The sequence below is a fragment of the Janthinobacterium sp. KBS0711 genome (assembly GCF_000988085.1).
GTDB classification, from domain to species: Bacteria; Pseudomonadota; Gammaproteobacteria; order Burkholderiales; family Burkholderiaceae_D; genus Janthinobacterium; species Janthinobacterium lividum_E.
The window spans coordinates 872,796-885,671 of the sequence record NZ_LBCO01000024.1 but is presented as its reverse complement, the minus strand read 5'-3'; the positions used below and the strand labels follow the sequence as shown (position 1 = coordinate 885,671).

Here is a 12,876-nt window from a genome sequence, read left to right as displayed (position 1 = left end):
ATAATGAATAGTAAATCGACTTCCCCATTGCTGCCTGCCGCCAATCCACCGGCGTGGCTGGGCGTGATGGGCGGCGGCCAGCTCGGCCGCATGTTTGCCCAGGCGGCCCAGAGCATGGGCTATCAGGTGGCCGTACTGGAACCGTCCGATGCCTGCCCTGCGGGACAGGTGGCGCAGCGCCTCATCAATGCCGGCTACAGCGATGCAGCCGGACTCGACACTCTGGCGGCGCAATGCCTGGCCGTCACCACGGAATTTGAAAACGTGCCGGCCGACAGCCTGTCGCGCCTGGCCGAGCGCGTGTTCGTGGCGCCGAACGCCCATGGCGTGTCGGTGGCGCAGGACCGCATCGCGGAAAAGCGTTTCTTTGTCGACTGTGCGGCCAAGTCGGGTGTGCTGCCGGCGCCGCACATGGTGATCGCCACGCAGCTTGACATCGACGCCATCGGCGACGACTTGCTGCCGGGTATCTTGAAAACCGTGCGCATGGGCTATGACGGCAAGGGCCAGTTCCGCGTGCGCACGCGCGACGATGTGCGCGCCGCGTTTGCGGAAATGGGCGAAGTAACTTGTCTGCTGGAAAAGATGCTGCCGCTGGCGTATGAAGTGTCGGTGCTGACGGCGCGCGGCGTGGACGGCGAATCGGTCGTGTATCCGATCGCCGAGAACGTGCACCGCGACGGCGTCTTGTTTACCACCACCGTGCCGGGCCCGAACGTGTCCGACGATTGCGCCGCCAGGGCGCAGCGGGCGGCGCAAGCCATGGTCGCCGAACTCGGCTATGTCGGCGTGCTGTGCATCGAATTTTTCGTGCTGGAAGATGGCAGCCTGGTGGTCAATGAAATGGCGCCGCGCCCGCACAACAGCGGCCACTACACGATGGATGCCTGCGTCACCAGCCAGTTCGCGCAGCAGGTGCGGGCCATGGCGCGCTTGCCGCTGGGCGACGTGCGCCAGCATTCGCCGGCCGTGATGCTCAATATCCTCGGCGACGCCTGGTTTGCCGACGACAGCGATGTGGTCACTGAACCGGCATGGGATCAGGTGCTGGCGCTGCCGGGCGCTTGCCTGCATCTGTACGGCAAGGACGACCCGCGCCGTGGCCGCAAGATGGGTCATTTGACCTTCATTGCCGCCACGTTGCCGCAGGCGCAGCAGCGCCTGCGCGACGCTTGCCTGATCCTGGGAATCGCGCCGTGAGCGTGCCCGCACACGACCTGGCGGCGGCGGCCGCCGTGCTGGAAGCGGGCGGCCTCGTCGCTTTCCCGACGGAAACCGTGTACGGCCTGGGCGCCGATGCGGAAAACCCGGCCGCCGTGGCGCGCATCTACGAGGCCAAGGGCCGTCCCTCGGACCACCCCGTGATCGTGCACGTGGCGCCCGGCGCCGACTTGGCGCACTGGTCCGGCGATATTCCTGTCGAGGCCGAACAACTGGTGGCCGCCTTCTGGCCCGGTCCGCTGACCCTGATCGTCAAGCGCGCCGCGCATATCCCCGACGCCGTTTCCGGCGGCCAGGATACGGTGGGCCTGCGCTGCCCGTCGCACCCGGTGGCTATCGCCTTGCTACGCACTTTTAAAGGCGGCAAGGGCGGCCTGGCGGCGCCGTCGGCAAACAAATTCGGCAATGTCAGCCCCACCACGGCGCAGCACGTGCGCGATGAATTCGCGGCCGAACTCGACAGCGGCCTGCTGGGCCTGGTGCTCGATGGCGGGCAGAGCGACGTGGGCATCGAGTCGACCATCGTCGACCTGTCGCGCCTGGCCACACACGGTCCTGTGTTGTTGCGTCCTGGTCATATCAGCAGCGAGCAGATCGCCGCCGTCATTGGCCGCGCACCGGCGGTTGCCGATGCAGCCGCGCCGCGTGCCTCGGGCACCCTGGAATCGCATTACGCGCCACATACGCCTGTTGCGATGCAGCACAGCGACGACGTGAGCGCCACCCTGAACCGTTTGCTTAATGACGGGCGCCGCGTGGCCCTGATCCACTACTCGGATCTGCCGCCGGCCAGCGCCAGCGTGCGCCTGGCAGCGAACCCGGAAAATTACGCACATGCGCTGTATGCCTCGCTGCGCACGATGGACCAGGTCGGCGCCGAGCTGATACTCGTCGAAGCCCCACCGACCGGCCCCGCGTGGCTGGGCGTCAACGACCGTTTGCGGCGTGCCGCGTTCGGCTCAAGTGGTATCTTGCAGCAATTCCTGTCCGTCTGAAAAAAGCCCCGCAAGGGGCTTTTTCTTGATGCAGCGCAATAGCGATGCTTGCCACGAAACATAGTAAATCCTCCATAATTCAGCAGATCGGCCGGCCATGACAGGGCGCCGGCGGTGTTGTTATTTCGTTGATTTTTAAAACATATTTTCTATACAAGCCTGAGGAACGATGGCATATTAGTTGGGTAGCGAATAGCACGCCCGTTCGTTTAGAAACCAGAAAAAAGACCGAGGAGACAAAATGCATCAAACAAAATTCGCGCTGGCCGTGCTGGCTGCGGCTGTCCTGGCAGGCTGCGGCGGCGCCAGTGGCGGTGATCAAACCTTGAAAGTCAAATACACGGCGCAGGTGTCGTTCGGCGACAGCCTGTCCGATGTCGGTTCGTATGCCGTCGGCACGGTGAAGGCGAAAGGTGGCGGCAAGTTCACCATCAATGGCGACAATACCAAGATCAATCCTGAACTGACGGGCAAGAACTGGACCGAGCACCTGGCCGCACAATTCGGCCTGGCCGCGCCATGCGCCGCCGAGACTGGCCTGGAGGGAAATGCGGCGCAAGGCCTTTCCGTGCCGCGCGTCAAGCATGCCGGCTGCTACGGCTACGCCATGGGCGGCTCGCGCGTGACCAATCCGGTTGGCCCGAACAACAAGGCGACGGGCAGTGCGCTGGGCGCCCTGACCGTGCCCGTGGTGACGCAGATTGCGAACCACCTGGCTGTTTCCGGCGGCAAGTTCAGCGGCACGGAAGCCGTTTTCGTGATGGCTGGCGGCAATGACGTGCTGTATCAGCTGGGCGCATTGCAAGCGGGCGCGACTGCCGCTGGCCAGGCTGCTGGCGCGGCCGCTGGCGCCCAGGCTTTCGCCACCAACCTGGCCATGGCTCTGGCCGCTGGCGCCACCAACCCTGCCACGGCAGCGGCAGCCATCGGCGCCGCCATCAAGACGGCCAGCGCCGTGCCGGGCGCCACATCGGCGGCCATCGTCGGTGCCGCCGTGCAAGCTGCCGTGATTGCCGGCAATACCAATGCCCCAACCCTGGCCCCTGCTTTGGCCGCCAAGGCACAAGCCGATGCGACGGTGACGGGCAACGCTGCCGGCGCCAAGGCCGGTGCCGACTACGCGGCAGCCCAGGGTCCGACGCTGGTTGCCGCCATGAAACAGGCGGGTACCGAACTGGTGGCGCTGGTCAAGGACCAGATCATTGCCAAGGGCGCCAACTATGTCATCGTCAACAATCTGCCTGACGTGGCCGGTACGCCATCGGGCCTGAGCAAGGATGCCAATACCAAGGCGCTCATCAACGCCATGGTCAGCGCCTTCAATGGCGAACTGAGCGGCGGCCTGAGCGCCAACGCGAAAGTCTTGCTGGTCGACGTGTTTGCCGTCAGCCATGACCAGGGTACCAACCCTGGCCCGTATGGCTTGACCAACGTCAGCGAGACGGCGTGCGACTTGAGCGCGCCAGGCAATATTCTGGGCAGCTCGCTGGTCTGCAATGGCTCGAACCTGAAAGCGGGCGACGTCAGCCACTACTCGTATGCCGACGATGTGCATCCTACGCCGTTCAACAACCTGTTGCTGGCCCGTTATGTGGCCAAGGACATGGTCGTGCGGGGCTGGCTGTAAGGAATCGCCGCGCCAGCTGCGTCCCCGGGGCGTGGCTGGCGCTGGCAGCGACACGACTGGATAGCCTGGCTATCCGCACATAATGATCAGGAGACAAGATGAAAAATCGTTTGAATACCGCTGTACGCGTGCTGGCCGCCGCCGCCGCGATGGCCATGGCGACGGGCGCTTCGGCGCAAAGCGCAGGCACCTGGATGGCCAAGGCTGGCCTCAACAAGATCACGCCGCACGTCGACAGTGGCGACATTTCCGCGCCAGCACTGCCGGGTACGAAAGCGGATGTCAAGGCCGATACCAAGCCCATCCTGACCTTTGCCTACATGATCACGGACAATATTTCCGCTGAAATGATCCTCGGCGTGCCGTACAAGCATGACTTGATCGGCGCTGGTGCCATCAAGGGCACGGGCAAGCTGGGGACGGCGGAAGCCTTGCCGCCGACGGCCTTCATCCAGTACCGTTTCTTCCAGCCCAATGCGATGATCCGCCCTTATGTTGGCGCGGGCTTGACGTATGCTTATTTCCAGAAGGAAAAGGGTTCGGGCCAGATGACGGCCTTGCTGGATCCGGGTGGATCGCCTGTCACTTACCGCCTGGACAACAAACTGGCGGGCAGCCTGGTGGTCGGCAGCAGCCTGGCGTTCAACGAGCGCTGGTTTGCCGACGTGGCCGTGGTCAAGACCTTCCTGAAAACCAAGGCGAAATTCTCGACGGGGCAGACGCAGGACATCAAGCTCGACCCGATTGCCGTGAGTGTCAGCATTGGATACAAATTTACGCTGTAAAACAAAAAATCCGCCTCGGCGGATTTTTTTTGTCCCGCTCAGGCTGGCGGTGTATTGAACTTTCCATTGTGGAAGATCAAGGGCGGCTGCGCGGCAAACGCGCATTGTTCCACTTCGCCCACGAAAATGACGTGGTCGCCTTCTGGATAGCGGCTGCGGTTGTGGCATTCGAACCAGGCCGACGCGCCTTTCAGGATGGGCTGGCCCGTGCGCGACAGTTCGTATTCGACGTCGTCGAACGGGTTCGGCGTGCGGCGTGAAAAGCGCGTAGCCAGTTCCGCCTGCTCGGCGCCCAGCACGTTGATGACGTAATGCGAATTGCCGCTGAAGATGGGCATGCTGTTCGCCACGGAACCGAGGCTCCACAGCACCAGAGGCGGCGACAGCGAGACGGAATTGAAGGAACTGGCCGTCAAGCCGCGGAAACTGCCGTCGGCCAGGCGCGTCGTAATGACCGTCACGCCGGTGGCAAACTGTGACAGTGCCTGACGGAAATGTGCCGTGTCGAATTCTTGCGCTGGCGCGCGGGGAGAGCGTGTGTTCATGGGTGACCTGTCTATTTGCTGACATTATGCCAAAAATCGGCCGCGCCAGCGCAATCGTGGCCGGCATGCCCCTTATGTGCGGTGCACCACGCGCCGTTTCAAGCGGCACTGCAGGCCATGGCGCTTTGCGTTACAGTAATGAAATGATACGTCGCAGAGGCGTTGCAGGAGGACATCATGCATCAACAGACGGAAGTGGCGGTATTCGGCGGTGGCTGTTTCTGGTGCCTGGTCGTCGTATACGGGGAAGTGCGCGGCGTGACGCGTGTCGAGGCCGGCTACACGGGCGGCAGCGTGCCCAACCCCACGTATGAACAGGTATGCACGGGCGAGACGGGCCACGCGGAAGTGGTGCGCCTGGAATTCGATCCCGCCGTCATCGCTTACCACGACTTGCTGGAAATCTTTTTTACCCTGCACGATCCCACCACCGTGAACCGGCAGGGCAACGATGTCGGCACGCAATTTCGCTCCGTCATCCATTACCAGTCGGCCGGGCAGGAAAAGGTGGCGCGCAAGGTGCTGGCCGAGATGGCCGGCGTGTGGGATGCGCCCATCGTCACGCAGTTGGCGCCGGCATCGGCCTTTTATCCGGCCGAGGATTACCACCAGAATTATGTCGAGCAGCATCCCTTGCAGGGCTATTGCGCTTTGGTCGTCGCGCCCAAGGTGGAGAAATTCCGCGCCATGTACGCGGGGCGCTTGAAGTAAGCGCTCCGCGCGCGTCTTTCAGCTCGCCAGCACGGGCGCCGGCCTGGCATCCTGCGTATACATATAGTTGCGCGACCAAGGCAGGGCGGAAGAACGCCGGCCCGCCTTCACGCAGACGATCTGGTACAGGCTGATCAAATCTTGCTCGAAGGCATAGGCGCAGCCAGCCAGGTAGACGTGCCAGATACGGAAGCGCCGTTCGCCCGCCAGCGGACGGATCTGCTCGGCATGGGCTTCGAAATTTTCCGTCCACAGGGCGCAGGTGCGCGCATAGTGGCGCCGCAGATTTTCCACGTCCAGCACTTCCAGTCCCCCCTGCTGCATGGTTTTCAGGACATTGCCGATGTGCGCCAGCTCGCCGTGCGGAAACACATATTTTTCGATGAATTCGCCGCCGCCGTATGGCGTCTCGCCATTGTCCGGGTCGGTCGAGGTGATGCCGTGGTTCATCGCCATGCCGTCCGGCGCCAGCAGCTTGTTGATGATGGAAAAGTAGTCGGGCAAGTGTTTCAAGCCCACGTGCTCGAACATGCCCACGCTGGTGATGCGGTCGAACTGGCCCGTCACGTCGCGGTAGTCTTGCAGGCGGATGTCGATCAGGTGCGCCAGGCCGGCCGCCGCCACGCGCTCGCGCGCCAGCGCGTACTGGTTTTCCGACAGGGTCACGCCCACGCAGCGGGCGCCATATTGCTGGGCGGCACGCATGACGAGCGCGCCCCAGCCGCAGCCGATGTCGAGCAGGGTCTGGCCCGGCTGGAGCTGGATTTTCTTCAGGATGTGGTCGATCTTCTTGACTTGCGCCTGCGCCAGGGTTTCGTCGCCCTGTTCGAAATAAGCGCAGGAATACACGAGCGCGGGGTCGAGAAACTGTTCATAGAACGCGTTCGACACGTCGTAGTGGTAGCGGATGGCTTCGGCATCCTTGCTCTTGTCGTGCGTAAAGCTGCGCACGATGCGGGCCAGCTTGCCTTCCGGCTTCAAGGTATTGCGCGCCAGGGCATTGCAAATGGAAATCATGTCCATCGCCGTGCCCTTGACCTCGATATTGCCTTCCACATAAGCCGAGCCCAGGTTGGCCAGCGAGGGGTTCAGCAGATAGCGGGCCGAGGCGACGGTCGGCAGGCGGATGGTGACTCTGGGCGTTTCGCTGGACAGGTCGACGTGCTGGCCGTTCCACAATTCTATGCGTAGCGGCAAGGCGGTCTTGCTGCGGATGCTGGCGATCCAGGACTTGAGTTGGTTTTGTACAAACAAAATGGCCTCCAATGAAGCAGCCCCAGCCGGGGCCGCAAATTGAGAAACAATGTTATTTAGTAACTTCTACCCTCATAGCCTACACCGATATTGACCAGCTTGCTTTGCGCCGCCTTGGCTGTCCTGCCTACGGTTGCAAGCGTTGCATGCTCCATTGCCCGTCAGCACCGCGCGTAAACACGATGCGGTCGTGGAAGCGCGAACGGCGTCCCTGCCAGAATTCGATGCGCTCCGGTTGCAAGCGGTAGCCGCCCCAGTGGGCCGGACGGGGCGGCTGCGCGTCGCCGACGGCGGCGGCCACGGCCGCGTAATTGCTTTCCAGCGCGGCACGGTCGGCGATGGGGGCGCTTTGCTGCGAGGCAATCGCCGACAAGCGGCTTTGCACGGGGCGTACATTGAAATACTCGTCGCTTTCGGCAGCCGTGGTTTTTACCACCGTGCCCTCGATGCGCACTTGCCGCTCCAGCTCGCCCCAGAAGAACAGCAGGGCCGCGTGGGGATTGTGTTCCAGCTGCTGGCCCTTGTCGCTGTGATAATTCGTGTACCAGGTAAAGCCCCGCTCGTCGAACTGCTTGATCAGCACGATGCGCGAGCTGGGCTTGCCGTCGGGACTGACGGTCGCCAGGCTCATGGCGTTGGGCTCCATCACCTGGGCTTTGACGGCTTCGGCAAACCACTTTTGAAATTGGGCGATGGGATCGGTCAGCACGTCCGTCTCGCTCAGGCTCGATTGCACGTAATCGGTGCGCATGGCGGCCAGCACGGCGGCCGGATCAGGCACCTGGGGAGCCTCTGGCGCGATGCCGCGGCGGCGCTGCATGGCCGTGCCCAGCTGCTCCATCTGCTGTGCGCTGAACAGGCGCTTGGCCATGGGCGCCAGCTGGCCCTCTTCTTTGCTCATGTGGGCCTGGTAGGCGGCGACATAGTCGTGCACGCCATCGGTGGACAGCTGCGTGCCCGTGCCGGCCGCGATGGCATCCAGTTCCGGGCGCAGGGCCAGCCAGGCCTGGTCCATGCGCTGGTGGTCGGCCAGGATTTCCGGCACCAGCGTCGCCAGCAATGCCGCATCGTCGCCCGTGGCCGTCGCTTGCAGCATCGGCATCAAGTCCTGCTCTTCATCGTCATGGTGCAGATGGGCGGCTTTATTGAAATATTGCAATACCGCCTTGGCCGCTTGCTGCGCGTCCGCCGTGTTGCCGTGCTGCGCCAGGTGGCCCAGCAGGTTTTGCAGGGTCGTCAACTGCTTGCGGATCTTGTCGTGGCAATGCTTGAGCACGGCGATGGGCTGGTCAAAGCCGGGAACGGAGTCGAACAGGGGAGCGGTCATGGCGAGTTCTCGTGATGGGCGGTGTGGGGGCGTGGCGACAAACGCTGCTTGTCGCTGTGTCAATTCAGCTATTTTAGAATATCCGTCAGCGCAGTGTCCGTTAAAATGGCGTCATGCATACCTCCACCAATGAACTAATTTCCATGGACTTGACCGAGATCGATTTTGAGCGGCGTTTTGGCGGCATTGCCCGCCTGTACGGTGCGCCGGCTTTGGCCCGCTTCCGTGCCGCCCATGTGTGTGTGATCGGCGTGGGCGGCGTCGGTTCCTGGATCGTCGAAGCGCTGGCGCGTAGCGCCATCGGTCGCCTGACCCTGATCGACCTCGATAACGTTGCCGAATCGAACATCAACCGCCAGATCCAGGCCATGAGCGACACCATCGGCCAAGCCAAGATCACGGCCCTGGCCGAACGCATCGAGCTGATCAATCCGTTTTGCCAGGTCACGCAGATCGAGGATTTTATTACCCCGGAGAATCTGGAGCAGTTGCTGGGCGGGCGCGATTTCGACTACCTCGTCGACGCCATCGACAATGCCAAGGCGAAAGCGGCCGTGATCGCGTATTGCCGTGCGCGAAATATTCCCATGCTGACCATCGGTAGCGCGGGCGGGCAGACGGATCCGACCTTGATCGCCGTGCGCGACCTGTCGAAGACGGAACAGGAACCGCTGCTCAAGCGGGTGCGAAAACTGTTGCGTACCGAATATGGTTTCCCCCGTGGCGTGAAAAACAAATTCAATGTCGACGCCGTGTTTTCCATGGAGCCGTTGAGCACGCCCGAGAGCGCGGAAGCGTGCGCCATCGAGGGCAGCGCGCCCGCCGGCGTCACGGGCCTGAACTGCGCCGGTTTTGGTTCCAGCGTGGTGGTGACGGCCAGCTTCGGCATGGTGGCGGCAGCGCATGCGCTGAAAAGCTTGCGCCAGGACAAATTGGCCGAGGTAGCCGTGTCGATGCCGGACGCCGCCTAGCTTAATTTCCTGCTGGCCAGGATGCGGTAGTCGCCGCTGCTCTTGAGCGACTCCACCAGCACCAGCTCGTCCGCCTGCCAGGCGATGGGCGCGAAGTCCCCGATGGCCGGCGGCGGCGCCTGGCGCGCCAGGGTGATGTGCGGCGTAAAACGGTCGTGCTCGAAGCGGGGCGCCAGTCCCTGTTCCGCCAGCTTATGCATGCAGGCCGCGCGCAAATCCAGCAGGGCTGGCGACGGTTGCGCCAGGGCGGCCCAGGCCAGCATCAGCTTCGCAAAGTGGCTGGCGTGATCGAACCGCAAGGGCATGGGATGCGCCGGCAATTGCGCCAGGATGTCGAGCAGGGCTGGCAGCTCGCTGGCCGGGCGCTGGCCCAGGAAGGCCAGGGTCAGGTGCAGCTTGTCGGCGCGCACGGGTTTGCCTTGCAAGCGCGCCTGCCAGGCGGCCAGGGCCGCGCGCGTGGCCGCATCGGGCCACAGCGCGTAAAACAGGCGGGGGCAGTGTGTATCGGGCGACAAGTTTTTCCTATCGTTGCGGCGGTTTGCTATTATTGGCGTTCCCTGCCCACTTGCACTGGCAGGGATCTCACCGAAACTCACTGAAAGAATACATCATGACGCGTAGCTCCGTTTTGTTTGCCCTGATCTGCTCCGTCGCCGCGTCGCTGGCGCAGGCACAGGCGCCAGCGCCTGTTCCCGCCTCCGCCGTCTCGCTGAGCCCCGGCCCTGTCGCCGATAAATTGATCATCATCGACAACAAGGTCGGCACGGGCAAGGAAGCGTCCGCTGGCAATAACGTCACCGTGCACTACACGGGCTGGCTGTACCGTCCGCTGGCAAAAGATTCGCGCGGCAAGAAGTTCGACAGCTCCGTCGGTCGTGGCCCGTTTGACTTCCCGCTCGGCAAGGGCATGGTCATCAAGGGCTGGGACCAGGGCGTGGCCGGCATGAAAGTGGGCGGCAAGCGCACCCTGATCATTCCAGGCGAACTGGCTTATGGCCCGCGCGGTGCCGGCAATGGCGACATTCCACCGAACTCGGCACTGATCTTCGACGTGGAACTGCTGGACGTTAAGTAATTGTTCAGTTTGGCGGCGGCGCATGCCCGCGCCGCCGCCATTTACGCTCTGAAACGCGGTAGACTGGGTTCTCCTGAAATTGCTGTGGAGACCACACCCATGAACATCGCCAACGACGTCACTGAACTGATCGGCAACACCCCCCTGGTGCGCATCAACCGCATCGCCGCCGGCAGTGTGGCCACCATCCTGGCCAAACTCGAATTCTACAATCCCGCGCACAGTGTCAAGGACCGCATCGGCCTGGCCATGATCGTTGCCGCCGAAGCCGCTGGCAAGATCCATCCCGATACCGTCATCGTCGAACCCACTAGCGGCAACACGGGCATCGCGCTGGCCATGGTGTGCGCCGCGCGCGGCTACCGTTGCACCCTCGTCATGCCCGATACCATGAGCCGCGAGCGCCGCATCCTGCTGCGCGCCTACGGCGCCGAGCTGGTGCTCACGCCCGGCAGTGAAGGTATGCTGGGCGCCATCCGCAAGGCCGAGGAACTGGTGGCGGCCGACCCGCGCTACCTGATGCTGCAGCAATTCAACAATCCCGCCAATCCCGCCATCCACCGCGCCACGACGGCCGAGGAAATCTGGCGCGACACGGATGGTCAAGTGGACATCGTCATCGCCGGCGTGGGCACGGGCGGCACGATTACCGGCATCGGCGAAGTGCTGAAGGAACGCAAGCCCGGCCTGCAAGTGATCGCCGTGGAACCGGAAGCGTCGCCGATGCTGTCGAAGGGGACAAAAGGGCCGCACCCGATCCAGGGCATCGGCGCCGGTTTCGTGCCGCAGATCCTCAACACGACCATCTACGACGAAATCATTTGCGTCAAGAACGACGACGCCTTCGCCACGGCGCGCCTGGCCGCCAGCGATGAAGGCTTGCTGGTCGGCATCTCGTCGGGCGCCGCCCTGTGGGCCGCCCTGCAAGTGGCGCGCCGCCCGGAAAACGCGGGCAAGACCATCGTCACCATCATCCCGTCGTTCGGCGAGCGCTATTTGAGTACGGCCTTGTACGCGGGCTTGGGCGATTGATTTGTAAACAGTAGGGACAGGTCTATCCCTTCCGCCAGCGCCCGGTTGCCTGCGTCGCCCGGGTGCAGGTGGTCGCCCGAGTCGTAGGCGGGCAGCAGTCGCAGCGGGTGCGCCGGGTCGCGCGCCAACGCATCGAAGTCGAGTACGGCATCAAAAAGGCCGCTGGCGCGTATCCACGCATTCAATTGCTGGCGCAACGTATCTTTTTCCTGCTGATAATAGTTGCTCAAGGTCGTGCCGGGCAGGGCGCCTTCGAACGGCGTCAAGGTGGCAGCGAGCACGCGCACGCCGCGGCTGCGGGCCTGGGCGACCAGTTGGGCGTAGCCGCTTGTTAATTCCTCCAGGGTTGGCCGTTTTTGCCGTGGCGCAAACGCCGTACCGGGCCAGCTGATGTCATTAATTCCCAGCAAGACGATCACCGCGCGCACGCCAGGTTGTGCCAGCACGTCGCGCTCGAAGCGGGCCAGGGCATTGTCTCCCATGCCATCGGACAACAACCGTGCACCGGAAATGCCCGCATTGATCACGGCCACGCCATGCGGCGTCAGACGCCGGGCCAGGAAATCGGGCCAGCGCGCATCCATTCCCAGGCTGGCAGTGGCGCCATCGGTAATTGAATCGCCGAGGATGGCCACGGCTTGCGCCCCCGGCGCCGCCTCCACCTGAATCGCACTGAGCAAGACGCGCGCGGTGGTCGTGTGCGCGTCGTCGATACGTGTTGCCCGTGTCTGGTCATGCGGGGCGATCCACGCCGTCTCGCGGCCATCCCAGTGAAACGTGGACACGGGACTGGCCTGCGGCAGGTGAATGCTCACCGTCAGCCGGGCCAGGTCCGGCACGGACAGGTCGACGGGATCGCTGACGAGCGGCGCGCCCGGCGCCACGCTGGCTGCCGGCTGGCCGGAAAATGTGAGCGTGCGCAAGCTGCCCGGTTTGATGGCGGAAGCGGAAGCGGCCAGGGCCACGGTGGCCGCACCGATGCGCAGCGGCACCTTGCCGTACGCATTCGACAACACGATGCGCACGCGCGGGCCGCCCACGCTGAGGCGCGCCACCTGGCGCACGGTTTGCCCGTGCAGCACGGCGGGCACATTGCTGGGGAACAGGAAATCGCTGCTCCACACGGCTTGCGGGCTGGCCATCCAGCTGGCCAGCCAGGTGGATGCGGGATCGGCCGCATGGGCGGGAGGAGCACTCAGTGCCAGGCTCAGCAGGGTGGCGGGGAGGACGGACAATCGTTGCATGGCGGCTCGCTTCATCAAGGGGAATGTGCGCATGATGAAAGCAAAGCCATGTATGTACTAGACTATCTCATCGAAGAACATTTATGAGT

Annotated in this window: 13 protein-coding genes; 8 read left to right on the top strand and 5 right to left on the bottom strand. The window is 63.5% G+C overall.

Annotation, left to right across the window (positions count from 1 at the left end; genetic code table 11):
- Positions 1–3: 3 nt before the first annotated feature.
- The 4 genes from VM94_RS16580 (at position 4) to VM94_RS16565 (ending at position 4,628) form a co-directional block, all read left to right on the top strand.
- Positions 4–1,200, top strand: a complete 1,197-nt coding sequence (locus tag VM94_RS16580; RefSeq protein ID WP_046684383.1) for a 5-(carboxyamino)imidazole ribonucleotide synthase — start codon at positions 4–6, stop codon at positions 1,198–1,200.
- On the top strand, positions 1,197–2,216 hold the full coding sequence (locus VM94_RS16575) for an L-threonylcarbamoyladenylate synthase (protein ID WP_046684382.1): 1,020 nt from the start codon (positions 1,197–1,199) through the stop codon (positions 2,214–2,216). Before VM94_RS16580 ends, VM94_RS16575 begins: the two co-directional genes overlap by 4 nt.
- A gap of 241 nt (positions 2,217–2,457) precedes the next feature.
- Positions 2,458–3,843, top strand: coding sequence for an SGNH/GDSL hydrolase family protein (locus VM94_RS16570; protein ID WP_046684381.1), 1,386 nt, complete (start codon positions 2,458–2,460; stop codon positions 3,841–3,843).
- 98 nt (positions 3,844–3,941) lie between these two features.
- The gene (locus VM94_RS16565; protein ID WP_046684380.1) at positions 3,942–4,628 is read left to right on the top strand and encodes an OmpW/AlkL family protein; all 687 of its coding nucleotides are present in this window, start codon (positions 3,942–3,944) and stop codon (positions 4,626–4,628) included.
- Between the two features lie 38 nt (positions 4,629–4,666).
- On the opposite strand, the gene VM94_RS16560 is transcribed toward VM94_RS16565, so the two are convergent.
- On the bottom strand, positions 4,667–5,173 hold the full coding sequence (locus VM94_RS16560) for a flavin reductase family protein (RefSeq protein WP_034746143.1): 507 nt from the start codon (positions 5,171–5,173) through the stop codon (positions 4,667–4,669).
- Between the two features lie 177 nt (positions 5,174–5,350).
- Here VM94_RS16560 and msrA point away from each other — a divergent pair, with 177 nt between their 5' ends.
- The gene (gene msrA / locus VM94_RS16555; protein ID WP_046684655.1) at positions 5,351–5,884 is read left to right on the top strand and encodes a peptide-methionine (S)-S-oxide reductase MsrA; all 534 of its coding nucleotides are present in this window, start codon (positions 5,351–5,353) and stop codon (positions 5,882–5,884) included.
- Positions 5,885–5,902: 18 nt separating this feature from the next.
- Here msrA and VM94_RS16550 read toward each other — a convergent pair whose 3' ends face one another.
- The gene (locus VM94_RS16550) at positions 5,903–7,138 is read right to left on the bottom strand and encodes an SAM-dependent methyltransferase (RefSeq protein ID WP_046684654.1); all 1,236 of its coding nucleotides are present in this window, start codon (positions 7,136–7,138) and stop codon (positions 5,903–5,905) included.
- Between the two features lie 127 nt (positions 7,139–7,265).
- Positions 7,266–8,465: a pyridoxamine 5'-phosphate oxidase gene (pdxH, locus tag VM94_RS27835; RefSeq protein WP_082127747.1), complete on the bottom strand. Its 1,200-nt coding sequence runs from the start codon at positions 8,463–8,465 to the stop codon at positions 7,266–7,268.
- Positions 8,466–8,578: 113 nt separating this feature from the next.
- On the opposite strand from pdxH, the gene tcdA reads away from it, so the two are divergent.
- Positions 8,579–9,436, top strand: a complete 858-nt coding sequence (gene tcdA, locus VM94_RS16540; protein WP_046684379.1) for a tRNA cyclic N6-threonylcarbamoyladenosine(37) synthase TcdA — start codon at positions 8,579–8,581, stop codon at positions 9,434–9,436.
- Here the strand turns inward: tcdA and thpR are convergent.
- Positions 9,433–9,951 carry an RNA 2',3'-cyclic phosphodiesterase gene (thpR, locus tag VM94_RS16535; RefSeq protein WP_046684378.1) on the bottom strand — a complete coding sequence of 173 codons (519 nt, stop codon included), beginning with the start codon at positions 9,949–9,951 and terminating at the stop codon, positions 9,433–9,435. The genes tcdA and thpR overlap by 4 nt on opposite strands.
- 95 nt (positions 9,952–10,046) lie before the next feature.
- Between thpR and VM94_RS16530 the strand changes: the two genes are divergently transcribed.
- Both VM94_RS16530 and cysK read left to right on the top strand, forming a co-directional pair.
- Complete coding sequence (locus VM94_RS16530) at positions 10,047–10,511, top strand: FKBP-type peptidyl-prolyl cis-trans isomerase (protein ID WP_046684377.1); 465 nt, start codon at positions 10,047–10,049, stop codon at positions 10,509–10,511.
- A gap of 99 nt (positions 10,512–10,610) precedes the next feature.
- On the top strand, positions 10,611–11,543 hold the full coding sequence (gene cysK / locus VM94_RS16525; RefSeq protein WP_046684376.1) for a cysteine synthase A: 933 nt from the start codon (positions 10,611–10,613) through the stop codon (positions 11,541–11,543).
- Here cysK and VM94_RS16520 read toward each other — a convergent pair.
- The gene (locus tag VM94_RS16520; RefSeq protein ID WP_138828977.1) at positions 11,504–12,787 is read right to left on the bottom strand and encodes an SGNH/GDSL hydrolase family protein; all 1,284 of its coding nucleotides are present in this window, start codon (positions 12,785–12,787) and stop codon (positions 11,504–11,506) included. The genes cysK and VM94_RS16520 overlap by 40 nt on opposite strands.
- Between the last annotated feature and the right edge of the window lie 89 nt (positions 12,788–12,876).